This is a genomic window from Gilliamella sp. B3172, from assembly GCF_026536465.1.
Classification (GTDB): domain Bacteria; phylum Pseudomonadota; class Gammaproteobacteria; order Enterobacterales; family Orbaceae; genus Gilliamella.
The window spans coordinates 59,808-77,310 of record NZ_JAFNOA010000002.1 but is presented as its reverse complement, the minus strand read 5'-3'; the positions used below and the strand labels follow the sequence as shown (position 1 = coordinate 77,310).

The window sequence follows — 17,503 nt, the reverse complement described above, 5'->3', positions numbered from 1 at the left end:
TTTAAAGATAAATGTTATTTCTCAACCCCAATTTCACAGCGTATCCTATCCCAACCTTGATAAGGCTCTAATTTGATATTACGTGCTGAGGTGATCCGTTCTAAATAAGCCGGTTTATAATAAATCTCCCAATATCGACCAAATTGTTGAATTCCTCTTGTGCTATCTAAACCTTTAGTTAGGTCTAAACTAGTATCTATACCATTTAATGAGTGGAAACTTTGCTCAGGGTGACTAAACATTTCATAGAAGACGGTATCGCCAAACACGACATCGTCATTGGTAATAAAGTAGCCAGTATTACCGGAAACTGTGATTGAATTGGTAAAACGTCTCATTACTTTATCAACGTCCGAAAACTCAATGGTTAAAGGGCTATCATCGACACCAATAAAGCGTTCTATTTTTTTACTTGGTTTAGCGGCAAAACTGGTTACATAACCTTCAAGAAAAGTTTTACCGCTATCAATGGAAAACAGTACCGTTGACATATCATTGGTCGGAATACCAATATAATCTTTGCCAGGGTTGTAATAGTTGAATGTTGGTAATCTGTCACGCGTAAAAAAAACTTCATCTATACGGGTATGAATATTTTTTAAGTCATCGTGATACCATATTAGCCCTTCACAGCTTTCACCTTGAAGAGTTAAATAGCGATCAGCATCGTAACGGTAAATCACCTGTTGTTTTTCACTTAAATAATAAAATGATGCGGTATACATAGGGTTATCTGTTTTAATCACTTCAGGATAAATCATCTCGTAACCAGCTTTGGGCGCAGGCATGGGAATGTCTAACCCTTGCATATCATAGTGCTCTGGTAGGATTGAGCCAATCGTTACGATCCCTCCCCATAAACAGGCTGGGATTACTATACAGTAGACAAATAGGCTAATGAGTGTCCGTTTCATGCTTTATCCCCTTTTGTTGTTACCCCTAGTAGATGACGTAATTTGGCTTGCAACTGAATGAGTGGGTTATAACGGTTATATACGGTTATCTCTTGCTTTAAACTCGGGTCACAACGCCACTGATGCCAACCTGTGTAGTTGTTGTGTATGGCGGGCATGGTTTGCGGTGCATCTGACCAGCGTTCGCCCATATAATTTATTTGATATTCTAAATATTTTTCATTAGCGGGAGATAATACTGTACTGGATGTACCATAGGGTTTGGGTGAACGAAAAATCCCTCTATTTTTGTCTTTTAAAAAAAATTGATTATTCAGCACCACCATGCTTTCGGTGGTTTCACGATTTGGGCGATAATCACCGTTAAGATCTCTATCTTGAATATAAATAGAATCGAAAGAGTGCCCACCATCTTGTGAAAACTGTATAGCTGAATAGTCTTCATAAGGAATAAAAATATAATCTTCTGGCATATGAGCGAAAGGCTCTGTTAACACCTCTGCAGAATGTCGCGCTAACTCATAATAAATAAGTTTTTGATCATCAATATAGTACAGCCGTCCCCGACACCCATAGCCAGTGAGTTGTAAATAACGGTGCTCATCAAACCGAAATACCACTTGGGTAGGTTGGGTATATTTTATTTCATCCTGACCTGGTAAAGGAATAATGGCTAAAAAACTGATCAAAAAAGTCGCATAACTCAACCAACATAATAGATACCAGCGTTTAAAATAACAGAGTAGAAATAAAATCAGGCTGAGTAATAGATAACTAATCATCAACATTTGATATTCCTTTTAAGTCTGGATCGGGATGAATCCATTGTGGTGGATTGGTTAATTTGCTGTATTTATCTTTCCACAATCCATCATTTATTTGATCAATTATAAAAAAACGGTGAAAATTATTCACCACTAAATCTTTGTTAGGCATATGTTTTTCAGGGTAATTCATTGCTCGTTTTAAAGGTTTTGGCAAAACACCATGGAGAGCATATTGAACAGTCTCTGGATCACTATTTTGTGGGTGCCGCCAGTCAGCGCGCCTACGCCACTCGTTTAGTGTCGTTTGGCATGTTGGGGTAATGCCTTGCACCACACCAATTGCCAAATCGTAAGCCATAATTTTAGCGGGTGCTTCTCGGCTATTGGTGATACCTGAATGATGTGAACTCGTTTCCTCTTCGTCATCAACAAGGTTGCGGATCATGATATCTAATTCTTGTTGTGGTATACGGTAACCAACAAGGATTCTATCTGGTTCGCATACCACATACTGCACTGATTTTATACCTCGATCCCATTCGGGATGCTCTGCTTCTAGTTTTTTTAGTTGCGTTTCATCACTAATTGTTAAAGATTTAACCTCATACATATCCACTTTTTGAGGAGGAATATAATCAGGCCTGTTTATGTGTTTAAAGTAAATTTTCTTCTCTAGTTTTTCACGAAATATATTATCGCTATTATAGATATCATTGTAGTGAATTACACGGCTTAACTTCGTTTTTTCACCCGGTTCATCAACCGTATATATCATGGTTTCCGGAACGGGTTCACCATTAATTAATCGCTCAGTAAAAATATAAGGTGCTATTTTTATATCTCCTGTTGATACATCATTACATTTCACTTTTGCTGCCGCTTTTCGCTTTACGAGTTTTTCTTCAATTGATTGATTTTTTTCATAATCTTCACAAACGGTATCTAATTGTTTAGAGCTTATTTTTTGATAGAAAAGTTCTGGGTAATCTCTTCCTATTTCTTCGTTGGTTGGTATATACCTCACATAAAACGCTCTCCCTGAATTAAAATAAAAACCGTTTGAAAAAAAACCTTTCCGATTTTTGAATAATGGCTCTTTTATTAATTTTTCTAATTGTTCAGGAAGCAGGACAACTGATGCTTCAACTTCTTCCCCATAGTAATTCATATACTCTAAACGTTGATTATAATCTGCTACACTAATATAGTTAGGATAATCTTTTTCCTTGACTTCAAGAAGAATTATCGGTACTTTTATTTTTCCGTTTTTGGTGTCATTACCAACAATATGACCATGGCTAAAAATACGCTGTTTTAAATTCTCAGTTTTACACTGTTTGAAAATATGATCGGGGATACCTTGCCAGCCCATACCTTGCACATTTAATAACGAAACCACATGATCGTTAGGGCTAAAATAGTGATAGACCTTACCATAGTTGTCTCGATAAAAAAGACTCGCATCTTTACCCAGTCGGTCATAATGCTTTATGCTACCGTCGGATTGTACATAGATCTCGTTGGGATTGACTTCAGTGTTAATCACGCCTGCTTCGATCATTTTCTCTATATCAAAAAAATTTTTCCTCCGATCGCTTTGGATTTTATGCATTAGTTCAACAAAATTAATAAAAGTCTGTTCGCGCCCATATTGGCTCTGTAAGCCCATATATAAATCTTTAGTTAACATTTCAAACGTAGATGGCTCAAAAGCGTAGGGTGAATGTGCCAATATAATGCAATCCGCTGGTAATGTTTTTTCTTTTTCTTGTGCTAATAGCAAGTTAGCTAACATGGTTATAATAGTGCCCTGGCTATGAGCCACAATATTAATGGGAATATCTTGTCCCTGAGTATCTTTTCTAATAGTTTTAATTAAATTGGCTAAGCGATGCGCAGCAAAGGCAAAATAGATGCGATGGGGATTGTCATAACTTTTTGAACCTTTAGGGGTAAGAATATTCCCCCAATAAGCTAATATACCTGCCATGCCCGGACCGTACATATCGGGTATACAGCTTGTAGCATTGGCAAAAGGACCGCCGTTACGTTGATATTTATAGTCGATCCAGTTACCAAACTTATCACAATTGAGTTTATTAAAATGCACTGTACCACTGTTTAGGTAACAGTCACGATCAATCCAGAAGCTATCATAAGGTAATTCAGGATCAGTGATATTGGCATCTTTTAATCTGTTATAATAAGCAAGTTGCTCTTCTTTATAGGTTTCTTCATCAACAGGTCGATATCCCCAAGTAAAGGGAATAACTGGTGAATAACCTCGACATTTAACGGTTTTAGTTTCGTTTGATGGATTGTTTTTATCCTCAACTTTTTCTTCCCACTCGGTTAACATCCTTATATTTGGTGAATAATCATCAGCATCGGTGTTCATTAATTGCCATTTGTTTGGCTTTAAATCGTTACGCCCCAGCCGTTTATTTAAACCTGCACAAATCATTTCATCCTGATTTTCGAATGCCTCACCGATATCATTAACCCCATGAATTAAAATGACAACACAAGGAAGGGGGCGCGAAGCTTCTATATTGCAAGTTAACATTTGAGCAGAACTAGTTGGTAAACCGATTGTACTTTCTGATATATTCTCTCCTTTTATTTCATTGAAACTCACCATAACTTATTCCTTTTGAAGTATTTCTATTTTTAATTGCTCTAATTCAGTCATTGGTATGAGCGTCGTTTCACCATTCTCATCAGTCACGCCATCTTGTGTACTGCCGTCACTAAAATAGATGCGATAAGCTTGATTTTTCAGTACCTGAGTTGGTGAATCATTAAAATGTAATTTGAATTTCCGCGCAAAACTACCTTTCTCAAACGAAGGCATAACCTCTTTTATACTTTCAGGGCCTGAGTAAGATAACATGGTCGTTTTTTGTAAAATACTGGTTGGGGCGATCATCTCTATTGAGCCATCTTTGATACGAATCCCCCCACCACCACTCAGTAGCAGTAACTCGCTTTGAGCATTAATGGTGATTTTTCCACCACTGCTAGTGATAAAGATATTTTTTTGTGCAGTGAGTTCCATTTCATCAGACTGTGCTTGAATTTGTACTCGCCCAGATGCGGCAATCAGTTTCATACCTGCTTTGTGGGCAAATATGGAGATCATTTCACCAGCTGCCATTGAGAGTTTTTTAAAGATATTGATACTGGCATTATGACCAGCAGTGGCAATAATATTTTCGGCAGCTGCATGTTGAATACTTTTTGACGACGTTTGCGTAATGCCTTGTTCACCATGGATCACAACGGTTGATTCTTGTAATTGTTTGGTAGCAGCAAGTAACGTTTGTTGCTCTGTCATTTCTGCTGGCTCTGCGCCACTTACTTTACCACTACCTATCAAAGCACTTGATATATCCAACGATTTTTCAACCTGCCTAATCGTCTCTTTCATATCAAGCTGTTGTCCTGTGGCCTTTTCTTTTATGGCAGTGGTTACATATATACCTTTGGCTGCGCGAATCGCGCCCCATTCATCAGTACGTAGTTCAAACCCTTCTCCACGCTGTTTTTTGTTCTGATTAACTAAATGACCCAGATTAAGCTGGGTTTTGCCGTATTCGGTGGCTAGTTTGATATGCTCCTGCCCGCGCTTATCGTCCATGCGTAATTTGTTATTAGCCGGTGTTCGAATCACATTACGGTGTTTATTCATGGTGGTGACGAGATCTGGGTGGGCGCTGTCATGCAAGCTATAGGCAATATAAGGCCGATCAGGATTACTATCCGTAAAGGCTATCGCAACACTCGTACCATCGATAAGTGGGAAATGAAAACCATACGTATTACCAGCATACGGTTTGGCTAATCTAACCCATAAGCTTTCCTCACCGTTTTTCCATTCTGATAAGTCAAAGTTAAATTTAACCCGATAACGCCCTTGAGTATCAATATACCCATAAGTGTCATTATCTGGACTGGTCACCCGCGCCGGTAAGGTGCCGGCCACTTGTGGCCACGGTAGCGGCATAGGCCGATAGGGTTTTAAAGCGTTGTACGGAATGGCAATAAATTTAAGTTCAAACGCATCACTACGGTTACCTTGCCCTTGTATCGATAAAATGACCAAACCCTCTTGAATATTGGGCAGAGGATTACCAGCAATACGGATATATTGCCCAGGTGATAAGTTATAACAGTTACTTTTACCGGTAATGATTACCTGATTGCTGATAGCATATTGATGCCGAATTTGAGCATACCATTGCCCACTCTCTACGATGTCTTGATTGCCTTGCTGTTTGTAGTGTTCACCATAGCGGTAAACTGTGCCGTGGGTGGTGGTCTCTTTAGGGGCAGTATTTACTTCACTTTGCAAATTAAATGACGCATTACGGTAATTGTAATCTTGCACGTTGACCGAGGCGTTAACGACTTTGCTATGTAGTGACATTTCCCATGCACTTTCAACACCACTATCTAATGTGCCACTTGGCTGCTTATAAACAATGCTACCGGCATTATCATAACCTTGTTCATAGTCACTAAAAACTATCACATCGCAATGATACTTGGTATGGCTTTCAAAGCGAAACCAAATCCCCACATCAGCTAAAATACGCTGAATAAATGCTAGGTCACTTTCTTGCCATTGGGTAATAAACTCACGCTCTGGATAACGGTCTTTTAATTCCAAACGGTAATCAATGCCGGTAAAACCATGGCTGCGCAGCACTTCTTCCACAATGCTTACCACGCTTTTATTTTGATAGATAGCACAGCGATGCTCATTAGCCAATAATGCCACGCGAGGCTTTAGTATAACTTGGTAACAGGTTTCCTCTTTACTGACTGATATTAGGCTAAACTCTGTAATAACGCCATGTATCGTTCTGGTTTTTGCCGGTTGGTCTAATGAGCTAATGCCAGTGGGTTGCTTAATGAGAGCCGGTGCATAAAAAGTAAGTGAAGCCGGTTGTTTAAGTATGGCATTTATATCGAGCTGTTTTTCAGGACTGGTAAAGGTGATTTCATAATGCCAAGGTTCATTTAACACCTCCTGCCCATTAAGTGATACAACGGATAACTGAGTTAAAGCATTAAGTCGATCAATTGAAAGAGAATAATAATTATGATGAACATTCTTAGCCAAAGAAGCAATACCTGTCATTAATGGGCTATTTATATCCATAACTGTTCCTTCAGTTTATTGTTTTTATCGCCAAAAATATGCGGTTTTACATAATTAAAATACGTTATTTTTTCATGCTGTCAATAGCTTTTTTATAATTTCATTGAATTTTTTATAAAAAAGCTATTAAAAAATAATTATTTATTGGTGAGTTTTGATTTTTTAATTAATTTTTTATCACTACAGAAAATCACTTATTATGTTCGATAAATAAACGAATACATTAATTTTTTTTAAATATATAATCTTCATTTTTCAATTTAACAGCGAAATTGCCAACTGATTACATCTGGATAATCGCTTTTTTCAATGACGAGAAATGTCAACATGGTGCTAAAAAAATATCTCAACAATTCATTTTATTACTACTACTCGTAGTTGATAGTAATACTTGTATTGCATATATGGCTTTAGTAAAAAGAACTTGCTACATTTGCGCGTAAAGGATATAACACAGCTTTCGATTGCTTATATTTCGTTGATTAATAGCGTCAATAACATTGCTGAACGTGATCAGTTCTTAGGACGACCTATCATTTTTTTAACGGATAAAGACCACATTATTACCAAAAATCCGCTGCTGTCACCCTATATGGATTACCATGTAAGTTATATTGGAGCGGGAAACGAGGTTCGAACTCGCGACCTCAACCTTGGCAAGGTTGCGCTCTACCAACTGAGCTATTCCCGCTTATTGAACTCTTCGAAAGAAGAGGTGTGCATTATACAAAAATTTTGATAACTAGCAACCTCTTTTCTGCACTATTTTTTATTTTTCCAGCTAAGTGTTTCAAAAACACCAAAAATAAAAAGTCTAATTGCTTTAAATTTGTCCTCTTGTTTTTCTTGATTAGTCATTGTTGTCTGCAAAATCAATGCTTGTAAACCATGAATAATAACAAAAGCCGCTAAGCCAACATAGGCAACAACATTTGCAGGTTTTGGATAAGGGAAGATCAAATTGAATAATAAAAATAACCACATGAAAGCGTAGATAACTTTACCAACAAATATAAACATATTAACTGTTTTCTCTAATAAAAAGATAACTATGAACCTGACCAGCTGTTTTTTCTCGGTGTAGATGCCAATTACTCGGAATCTTGTCTAACAAGTTTAACCCAATTTCAGCCTCAATATAAATATAACTATTATCATTAAGCCAATCATTATCCTCCAATTGACTAACTGTTGTGGCGACTAATGATTGATGAAACGGCGGATCAATAAATACTATATCAAATTTCTTGTGTGCTGGCTTCGAGAGCCAAAGTAACGTATCAGTATGAAAAACTTCTATACCTTCCGCAACAACAAGCTGTTTGTTTTTAATTAATTGATTGGCAACTTGCTTATCTTTTTCCAGCATAGTGACATTTTTAGCGCCTCGAGAAGCAGCTTCAAAGCCCAGAGAGCCACTGCCTGAAAAGCAATCTAAACATTCACTATTATGCATAACAGGCATTAACCAATTAAACAAAGTTTCTTTGACACGATCTGTTGTTGGACGCAAACCCAGTTTGTCTAGTACTGATAATTTGCGTCCACGCCATTTTCCAGCAATGATTCTTATAAAACCATTCATTTTGTACCCTTGATTAGAATAGTTCCGTTGTACCGCCTTGTGAATCAGTGACACTGGTACCCACTTCTTGTGTTGCATAAGTGGTTGGCTCAGTACCTTTTATAAAGTACTCAGACATCGTTTTGGAACCAGATTGTGGTAATAATCCTGTTCGTTGATCAATAGTGACGCTAACAACATTAGCAGGTTGCTTATCTTGCACAACTGGAACATCTTGTAGCGCAACTTTCATATAATCAACCCATACCGGATTAGCAGTCACAGCACCGGCTTCAGCACGATATGTGCGCCCTAGTTCGCGGCGATGATCATCAAAGCCCATCCAAACAGTTGTCACAATATTGCCACCGAATCCAGAAAACCAAACGTCTTTTGAAGCATTTGTTGTACCGGTTTTACCACCGACATCTTTTCTACCTAATGCTTTTACCCGCCAAGCTGTGCCATTCCAATCTGAGCCACCAAATACAATTGAGCGCAGGCCATCTTTCATAATAAAGGCTATTCCACTGTTAACAGTGTGCGGTGCATATTTTGGTGTAACATTTGTTGAATTTTCACCATTAATATCAGGTAAAATAAGATTATCTTCTGGATTAAGGTTCGCTTGTTCAGGTTCCTCATTGCCAGATTCATTTGATTCATTTTCAACATTATCTAACGATACAGGCATTGTTCCAATTGCGATATCATCATTATCACAATCATGACAAGCAATGAGTGGTTGATGCTGATAAATCACGTCATTACGATCGTCGTATTCTATTCGTTCAATTAAATATGGTTTGATTAAGTAACCACCATTAACAATGACCGAATATGCCCTAGCAACTTGTAATGGCGTAAAGGATGCTGAACCTAAAGCTAACGATTCATTGTATGAAATATTTTCTTTAGGAAATCCAAAACGCTCTAAATAAGTTGCCGCATAATTAAGTCCAACTGCTCGTAATGCTCTAACCATCATTACATTTTTAGACATGCCTAAACCAATTCGCATACGCAGTGGACCGGCATAAGTTGGTGGTGAATTTTTAGGGCGCCAAGTTACACTTCCGGTTGTTCTAACAATTGGCGCATCATTAAGCAATGTTGCCATTGTTAAGCCTTGTTCTAACGCTGAAGTATAGATGAAAGGTTTAATGTTAGAACCTAACTGACGAAGAGCTTGTGTAGCACGATTGAATTTACTGAGATTAAAATCATACCCACCAACAATCGCTTTAATTGCACCATTATCAGAATCTAATGAAACCAATGCCGCATTAACCGCTGGTATTTGCGCCAGTTCCCAGATATCGTTATTTTTTTTAACCCAAATAAGTTGGCCTGCTTTTAACACATCAGTGACTTTTTTAGGTGATGCGCCTTGTCGTGTATCACTAATAAAACGTCGTGCCCACTTCATTCCTTGAAAGTTAATGGTGATATTACTTTTATCCGTCAAAACTGCCGTTGCTTGTGTATCATTAGATTCGGTGACAACTGCAGGACACATACCAACATGACAAGGGTATTTGTTTAAAATAGCTTGAATTTGCTCAGCATTCCATGGTGTTTCATTTTTTTGCCATAACTCTTTTTCTGGCCCACGATAACCGTGTCGAATATCGTAATCAACGATATGTTTTTGTACAGCTTCGTTAGCTGCTACTTGGTCGGTTTTGGAGATAGTTGTATAAACTTTATAACCATCTGTATAAGCATTCTCCCCAAATTTGTCATACATAAATTGTCTTGCCATTTCAGCGACATAAGGAGCGGAAAATTCAATTTGAGGTTCATGATAACTTACGTTTAAAGGTTTTTTAATTGCTTCATCATATTCAGCTTGAGTAATGTAAGATTGATCTAACATTCGCCCTAATACCCAATTACGTCTTGTTAAGGCACGTTCTGGGTGCGCAATTGGATTGAAAGCAGATGGTGCATTAGGTAGCCCTGCAAGCAACGCTGCTTCATCAACAGTAAGCTGATCAGGTGTTTTACCAAAAAATGTATAAGACGCTGCCCCAACACCATATGCTCGAGATCCAAAATTAATCATGTTTAAATACAACGTCATGATCTCTTCTTTGGATAATTCTTTTTCCATACGTATAGCTAAAATCATTTCTTTAACTTTACGGGCAATACTTTTTTCAGGCGTTAGGAAGAAATTTTTCGCAACTTGTTGAGTTATCGTACTCCCACCTTGTGAAAAGCCATGTTGGGTTACCCCAATGTACATAGCTCGCATAATACCAATAGGATCGATACCGAAATGCTCGTTAAAACGTGCATCCTCAGTTGCAATAACCGCATTTACAACTTGTGGAGGAATTTGGTTATACTGTAAAGGCGTTCGGCGACGTTCACCAAAAATAGCAATTAATTCTCCGTCTTTACTTAACACTTGCATTGGAGTTTGTAATTTTACGTCTTTTAAGGTAGCTACATCCGGTAAATCTTTGGAATAATAAGCATACCCAGCTATGCCTATTATTAAGCCACAAATAAATAGCGCGAAGAAAATTTTCAGAAAAAATTTCAAGATTTTAAGTAATATCACAAAATATTCCTATCCAATTGATTTTATTTCAAAAATAGTACAAGTATCTATTTTATATTGCTTTATATATTTTTAAACGACGAGTATATACTAGTTATGATAAAAGACGCAAAATAAAAACGAGTAATTATTATTTTAATCATGACAAAATATTTACACCCTGTTCAAGACATTGAGGTTATAAAGGTAACGTCGGTAAAACAGGCTACTTGCTTTACACAATTAAAGCAGTTCTGCTTTGGTAGCGCTTAAATATTATCAAGTAAAAAAATAACTCGTTTCTGTGTATTATCTCACAATATTTATTGATATTAAAAAATTTCTGAAAATTATCTGACATCATTCCATTTTATTAGTCTTTTGAATTTCGATTATGTGGAGCACACAACTTAATATCTCTTACTTACAGATATATATGAGTACTGCATTTTATTGTTTATTAACCTGCGCTAGTTTAATAATATTTGCAAATACCGCTCTTAATGCCTATACGTTTGTCATTGTACTTCTATTAATTACTCAATGGTGGCGTAGTATTTGTTACTTTAGGACGATCAAAGGAGAATTAGCACTTTTTGATTATATACACCAAATTTACTGGCATAATCAACGCTGGCATATAATGCGTAAGCCCCTACTGTTTCGTTATGTGATCATTTTAAATTTAAAATCCCGCCATGACGGTAAAAGGCATACGCTTTTTTTAATGGTTGATAACTTAATGCCTAATGATTGGCGAACATTGCATTACCATTTAAATATCATTGATTTAAGTTAAACAGATAGCGTTTCAATTTTTAATTGATAACAACTATTGTGATTTTTTTATCCAATATTGGAAAGGTTTTGTTTCGATTTGTGAATTGATTAACTCATGATCCATATGTCGACAAAAACTAGGAATATCACGAGTCGTTGCTAAATCATCCGCAATAACATAGAGAACTTGCCCAACAGCAAGCTCTCTAATTGTTTTGCGGACCAACATGATTGGTTCGGGGCAACGTAAGCCCAATGTATTAAGCTCTTTATCAAATTTCATCATTTATAACTTTGCTTAATTATTTATAAAAATAGCTTTTCCAAGTAATGTGGCACAGCATCATCAGCATTTGAGCCAATAACTTCATGAGTTGGTAATAATGATTTTAACTCTGAACTACCATCTTTCATAATACATCCCTTACCGGCCATTTTTAACATTTCATAGTCATTCATACCGTCACCAAATGCAATGCTATCATTAAGGGTAAATCCTAATTTTTCAACAACTTGTTTTAATGCACTACCTTTAGAAACATTTTCAGCCATAACTTCAAGGCAGTTGAGTGTAGAAAATGCGGTACTTACTTTATTACCAAATTTTTGCTCTATTCGATTTTTTAACTTCACTAAGTGAGGATATAAAGCATCATCAGTAGTGGTAAAATAAATTTTCGCAATATCATTGGTATCAAAATCATGTGGATTAAAAAACTGATAAGTAAAATGAGTATCTCTATGAAAACTCAATGAAAACTCATCTTCCTTATTGATCAACCAATTGTCTCCATGATAAATATGTGTGTAAACTAATGGATCATCAACACACTCTTTAGCAAGTTCACTTGCGATACTTGGCTCAATACTATGGCTGACGATTAAATTACCTGCACTATCATGAACTCTGGCACCATTAGAAGTTATCATAAAGGCATCAATTTCCATATTTTCTCGCATTTGAGCAACATCAATATGATGCCGGCCTGTTGCAAAAACAAAATGAATATCCTTATTGCGTAATGCTTGAAGAATCTTTTTCGTATAAGGTGATAAGCTATGCTCAGGAGTTAATAATGTGCCATCTAAATCAGAAGCTACAACACGAAACATAATATTTCTCTACTTTGGTAATCAATTGAAATCCTACCGATAAAACTGTACTTTGAAGCAATATAAAAGTAAATCAAAGTAAAACGGTAAAAATGAGATTGATTATGATACAACTCTGCTGAGATTTACTCAACTAATTGTGGTGTTATAAAGATAACTAATTCTCTTTTTTGCTGCTTTTTACTTTTATTATTGAATAAATTACCAATTATAGGCAGTTTACTTACTCCAGGCACCTTACGGGTATGACTGTTATTAATCTGCTGAAAAATTCCGCCTAACACAACTGTTTCACCACTTTTTACCATTACTTGAGTTTTGATTTCTTGCGTTTCAATTGCTAATGCTTCGCCACCATCTCGCCTTTTTATCGATTGCCCTGCTGTATTTTGGGTAATGAAAAGATCTAAAATCATTTTATCATCGGCAATAATTTTCGGTGTTACTTCTAAACCTAAAACCGCTTGTTTAAATTCAATTGATGTTGCCCCATTACTACCACTTGATACTTCATAAGGAATATCCGTTCCTTGTTTAATGGATGCTGTATTTTGATTAGCTGTGAGTAAGTTTGGGCTAGCAATAATTTCTAGCTGATTTTCAGCCTCTAAGGCAGATAGCTCTAAGTTGAGTAAACCGCCTGAAAGTTTAGCTAAATTAAATCCCACGGTAGAAGTTGCACTTGCTACATCAAGCCCGACATCAAACTTATTTAAACCCAGCGAAGATCCACCCGAATATCCCCATTTAATTCCTAATTCATTCATGCTCTCTTCACTCATTGTCACAATATGCGCTGATATATGAACTTGAGAAATGGGTTTATCAAACGCTTTTACCAATTTTTTTATACCTTCAAAACGTTCAGTTATATCAGTAATAATCAGTGAATTCGTTCTTTTATCAATAACGACTTTGCCTCGTGGTGACAATAATTCTTGCTGTTCTATTGCTTCAATTAAAGTCATTGGTTGCGCATGATTTACGGCAATAGACATTATCTCTAATGGTTGTTTTAACTGTTGTTCTTTCAGCTCTTGTTGTTGTCTTTCTAACAAAATCTGAGGGTCAACCGCTTTTGATACAAATAAAATATTATCTTCTATTTGAGCTTGTAACTTAGCCGAATGTAAAACAATATCTAACGCTCTTTGCCAATCAATATTTTGTAGTTTGATTGTTTGTTTAATTGATACATCATCATCCAACACTAAATTCAACTGTTTATTGTCAGCCAAAGCTTGCAAGATAATTGCAACATCAGTTTGATAAAAGTTGATTGAAATGAAGTTGTTTTGTTGCTCATCAAGGGGAAGCTCGGTTTGTGCCAAACTAAGCGGTATGCTAAATAAGAAAAAAAGTGAAATCATAAAGAATTTTGAGATAACACTTTTCAATATTGACCTGAAATTAACCATTTCTATAAACCTTTTAGCTGATAAATAAAACATTATTTATGAATCGGCATGATCCATGTCACCTTATCGGGACAATAATGAGCTAGCTGAGCTTGCCAAAAAATCTTATTATGTTGCAAAGATTCAATTGACCATGGAAAAAGTTCATTGGGGATCAGATTGTCAGTTATAGCTAGCCACTGGTTGTCTTTAGTTAACCAGATCTGTCGATATTGATTATTTGATTGCTGGACCATACCAATAAACTGCCAATCTTGTATTTGACTAATTAGCATTTGAGTTTGCGCTTGGCAGGTTAATCGATCGGATTGATGAAAGGGATCACGTAAAACTGCAATGACTAAGGTTGCATAGCTATTTATAAATAGAAACAATACTATTTTAAATGCGTTACTCTTCACTCTAATTCCTCTTTAAATGATAAAGTAAATGTTATTTGTAAATAAGTTTCTTGATTGGTAATTTTCAAATTCTGAAAATCTAAATAGTAGTAATTATCATCAAATGATGAAATTAAGCTGATAAAGTCAGCAAATTGACCATGTAATTGTATGTCCCAGTTAACCGTCGATTCAGCTTGATAACGTTTAAAGGAAATTAATTTTAATCGGTTAGACTCGAAAGCGAGAGCTAATTCATTTTCTGAAATAAGACTTAATAAACTCTCTTTGCTGGCTTGATAACGCCGTAATTTCGATTCTAATAATTCTATTTCGGCTTTCTTTTCGTGGTATAAATTGGCTTGTTGTTCAATCTGTTGCTTAATGTCTTGAATAAATAAAAAATATCCTATTAACACCACTGTTATTGACAACATAATGATGATTAAATACTGTTGCCAGATAGGTCGACTTAAAAAATCACTCATCATTTAGTTTAATATCCATTTCAAATGAGAGCATATCTTCATGATTGGTTAAAGTTATTATTTGGCTTTTACTTATATTTTCTAACTGCAATAACACCTGATTAAAATGGATAATTTCAATATAACTTAAGCTATGTCCTGTTATGGCAATATTTTGAGGGATATATTGATATGAATTCAACCAAACCATGTCAGGTAGCTTTTCGGAAAGTGTCAATAACGACTGTTTAATTTGCCGTTGACTTGGTGAAGGATTGGGTATGTAAGTTGACAATTCTGCCAAATACTGTTGCTTGATAAGTTGCTGCTTTGACAGCTTAGCTTCATAATCATTTAGTTGAGTTTGCGCGTTTATCCACCAAAAGATAAATTGACAGATAAGCACGCCAATGAGGCAAACAGTCATCAGGGTTAGCTGGAATTTGTGCCTGCTTAACTTAGTTTGACGCCATGGTAAAAAATTGAAGCGAATATTATCATTAACATAGCCGATAAAAACCAGATTCAATTCATTTTTGTCGAACAAATCAATCCAATAATTAACATCACTACGTTCACAGACTGTTACTTGAACGCTATTTTTCGGGCGCCTAAAATAAACATAATCAAAAAAAAACTCTTTTGCTGAGCGCCCAAACAACTTATACATTGAAGCTTCAATATATAAAGCCAGTTCATTTGAGTTGAGCTTAACATCGGGTAGTGTCAATGTTTGTGACTGTACATAGCTTTCACTAAGATTTAGTTCATATTTACTCTGTTTAGGGTATTGGTTTTGTAATTTTGCGACAAATTGTTCAATCTCATCTGGCGATTGGTAATAATACTCCCCCTGCCCTAGATGATCGCTTAGGTTTAAATGAGTTTTAGGCTTAACAATTTTATGACGCAAAATGTTAGGTTCAATATTGATAACAATACGGCTTTTATTAAAAATCATGATCGACTGTCTTTTTTTGAGCTAATGATATTTTTTAATGCTAATGCTATTTAGCAAAATAAAAGCTTAAAAAAGGCATTTTTGAGAACTAACATCCAAAAAATGTTTAAAATTACACCGAACGGGGCTAATTTCGTAGAAATATAAAAAAAAAGGTTGACTGAAATAAGACGTGCCTTATAATGCACATCCACACGGTAAGGGTGATTAGCTCAGTTGGGAGAGCACCTCCCTTACAAGGAGGGGGTCACTGGTTCGAACCCGGTATCACCCACCAATCTTTACCGTGACGTTTTAGAAATAAAACATGGGGTGATTAGCTCAGTTGGGAGAGCACCTCCCTTACAAGGAGGGGGTCACTGGTTCGAACCCGGTATCACCCACCACTTTTGTTTACTTTTTCTATATGGGTTGTTAGCTCAGTCGGTAGAGCAGCGGACTTTTAATCCGTTTGTCGAGCGTTCGAATCGCTCACGACCCACCATTTTCTTCTCGTTATTTTTAACACCAACTTGAAAAACATTGCCTTAAACAAATACTACGATACCTTTAAGTCTCATATAACATAAAGTGATGAGATAAAAAATTCTAGCAACAAAAAGCGATTAAGGTAAAACAGGAAGGCAAGAGAGAATAGCTTGTAAAAACAGGATTACTATGGCTGGATAATCATCATCAACCACAGTAAACATTTAAGTATGCGTTAACTTGCTAAAAAGACATACATGATTAATCGATAAGCAATATAAAACATTACTAAACCAACGATACAATCTAATATCACCCACATTCTTTTTTGTTTAAATAATGGGGTTAAAAGTCTGGCACCATAACCAATTCCAAAAAACCAAAGAAACGAAACACAAACTGCACCAATTAAAAATGCCATTTTTTGTTCGCTACTTAATGTGCCGGCAATGCCACCAACAATAACCACCGTATCTAAATAGACATGTGGGTTTAGTAACGTCACAGCTAATGTCGCAAGCACAACTTTCATTAGGCTATTATTTTTATTATCTTGCGATTCAACTTGCATGCTGCTTGTCCCTTTTAAGGCACTTTTAAAAGCATTATATCCGTACCAAATTAAAAATATTGCACCTAATATAGCAAGTATATTGGTGATTAATGGATTGGCACTGATAAATGAGCCCACACCTAAAATCCCAATTGACATTAAGGTAAAATCACAAATAAAGCAGATTGCTGACACAAAAAAGATATGATTTTTTAATAAACCTTGTTTTAGTACAAATAAATTTTGCGCACCAATTGCGATAATCAAGCTAGCTGAAATTAATGCGCCTCGCATTATCTCTGAAATCATGTTTTTATAACAGCCTAAATAAATTGAAAAATATTAGCATATTATTACCAGCTTAAAAAGGTGACTCAACGACAATTTCAATGATCAAAAT

Annotated in this window: 15 protein-coding genes and 4 tRNA genes; 4 read left to right on the top strand and 15 right to left on the bottom strand. The window is 36.0% G+C overall.

The window, feature by feature from the left end; all coding sequences use genetic code 11:
- Positions 1–14: 14 nt before the first annotated feature.
- From J3U37_RS03135 to J3U37_RS03100, 8 genes are all read right to left on the bottom strand, one after another.
- Entirely contained in the window at positions 15–914 is a 900-nt protein-coding gene (locus J3U37_RS03135) for a hypothetical protein (protein ID WP_267373328.1), read from the bottom strand.
- Entirely contained in the window at positions 911–1,702 is a 792-nt protein-coding gene (locus J3U37_RS03130; RefSeq protein ID WP_267373326.1) for a hypothetical protein, read from the bottom strand. Before J3U37_RS03130 ends, J3U37_RS03135 begins: the two co-directional genes overlap by 4 nt.
- Positions 1,689–4,322, bottom strand: coding sequence for a hypothetical protein (locus J3U37_RS03125; RefSeq protein ID WP_267373324.1), 2,634 nt, complete (start codon positions 4,320–4,322; stop codon positions 1,689–1,691). Before J3U37_RS03125 ends, J3U37_RS03130 begins: the two co-directional genes overlap by 14 nt.
- 3 nt (positions 4,323–4,325) lie before the next feature.
- Positions 4,326–6,848, bottom strand: a complete 2,523-nt coding sequence (locus tag J3U37_RS03120) for a type VI secretion system Vgr family protein (RefSeq protein ID WP_267373322.1) — start codon at positions 6,846–6,848, stop codon at positions 4,326–4,328.
- A gap of 615 nt (positions 6,849–7,463) precedes the next feature.
- A tRNA-Gly gene (locus J3U37_RS03115) sits at positions 7,464–7,539 on the bottom strand.
- A gap of 71 nt (positions 7,540–7,610) precedes the next feature.
- Complete coding sequence (locus J3U37_RS03110; protein ID WP_267329289.1) at positions 7,611–7,868, bottom strand: DUF1145 domain-containing protein; 258 nt, start codon at positions 7,866–7,868, stop codon at positions 7,611–7,613.
- A gap of 1 nt (position 7,869) precedes the next feature.
- Positions 7,870–8,433, bottom strand: coding sequence for a 16S rRNA (guanine(966)-N(2))-methyltransferase RsmD (gene rsmD, locus J3U37_RS03105; RefSeq protein ID WP_267373320.1), 564 nt, complete (start codon positions 8,431–8,433; stop codon positions 7,870–7,872).
- A gap of 13 nt (positions 8,434–8,446) precedes the next feature.
- On the bottom strand, positions 8,447–10,984 hold the full coding sequence (locus tag J3U37_RS03100) for a penicillin-binding protein 1A (RefSeq protein WP_220219164.1): 2,538 nt from the start codon (positions 10,982–10,984) through the stop codon (positions 8,447–8,449).
- Between the two features lie 373 nt (positions 10,985–11,357).
- On the opposite strand from J3U37_RS03100, the gene J3U37_RS03095 reads away from it, so the two are divergent.
- Positions 11,358–11,762 (top strand): protein YgfX, encoded by a 405-nt coding sequence (locus J3U37_RS03095; RefSeq protein ID WP_220219163.1) that lies wholly within the window; start codon positions 11,358–11,360, stop codon positions 11,760–11,762.
- Positions 11,763–11,795: 33 nt separating this feature from the next.
- Here J3U37_RS03095 and tusA read toward each other — a convergent pair whose 3' ends face one another.
- The 6 genes from tusA to J3U37_RS03065 all read right to left on the bottom strand — a co-directional run bounded on the left by tusA (position 11,796) and on the right by J3U37_RS03065 (position 16,082).
- Positions 11,796–12,029, bottom strand: a complete 234-nt coding sequence (tusA, locus tag J3U37_RS03090; RefSeq protein WP_366915714.1) for a sulfurtransferase TusA — start codon at positions 12,027–12,029, stop codon at positions 11,796–11,798.
- 20 nt (positions 12,030–12,049) lie between these two features.
- Positions 12,050–12,856: a Cof-type HAD-IIB family hydrolase gene (locus J3U37_RS03085; protein ID WP_220219162.1), complete on the bottom strand. Its 807-nt coding sequence runs from the start codon at positions 12,854–12,856 to the stop codon at positions 12,050–12,052.
- Between the two features lie 125 nt (positions 12,857–12,981).
- Entirely contained in the window at positions 12,982–14,274 is a 1,293-nt protein-coding gene (locus J3U37_RS03080) for a secretin N-terminal domain-containing protein (protein WP_267373317.1), read from the bottom strand.
- Between the two features lie 32 nt (positions 14,275–14,306).
- Positions 14,307–14,675, bottom strand: coding sequence for a hypothetical protein (locus J3U37_RS03075; RefSeq protein WP_220219160.1), 369 nt, complete (start codon positions 14,673–14,675; stop codon positions 14,307–14,309).
- A complete protein-coding gene (locus tag J3U37_RS03070) occupies positions 14,672–15,145 on the bottom strand; it encodes a hypothetical protein (RefSeq protein WP_220219159.1) in 474 nt (157 codons plus the stop codon). Before J3U37_RS03070 ends, J3U37_RS03075 begins: the two co-directional genes overlap by 4 nt.
- Positions 15,135–16,082 carry a PilN domain-containing protein gene (locus tag J3U37_RS03065; protein ID WP_267373314.1) on the bottom strand — a complete coding sequence of 316 codons (948 nt, stop codon included), beginning with the start codon at positions 16,080–16,082 and terminating at the stop codon, positions 15,135–15,137. Before J3U37_RS03065 ends, J3U37_RS03070 begins: the two co-directional genes overlap by 11 nt.
- Positions 16,083–16,283: 201 nt before the next feature.
- Here J3U37_RS03065 and J3U37_RS03060 point away from each other — a divergent pair.
- From J3U37_RS03060 to J3U37_RS03050, 3 genes are all read left to right on the top strand, one after another.
- Positions 16,284–16,359: transfer RNA gene (locus J3U37_RS03060), tRNA-Val, on the top strand.
- A gap of 33 nt (positions 16,360–16,392) precedes the next feature.
- A tRNA-Val gene (locus tag J3U37_RS03055) sits at positions 16,393–16,468 on the top strand.
- 22 nt (positions 16,469–16,490) lie between these two features.
- A tRNA-Lys gene (locus J3U37_RS03050) sits at positions 16,491–16,566 on the top strand.
- Between the two features lie 219 nt (positions 16,567–16,785).
- On the opposite strand, the gene J3U37_RS03045 is transcribed toward J3U37_RS03050, so the two are convergent.
- A complete protein-coding gene (locus J3U37_RS03045; RefSeq protein WP_267373312.1) occupies positions 16,786–17,412 on the bottom strand; it encodes a LysE/ArgO family amino acid transporter in 627 nt (208 codons plus the stop codon).
- Positions 17,413–17,503 lie beyond the last annotated feature (91 nt).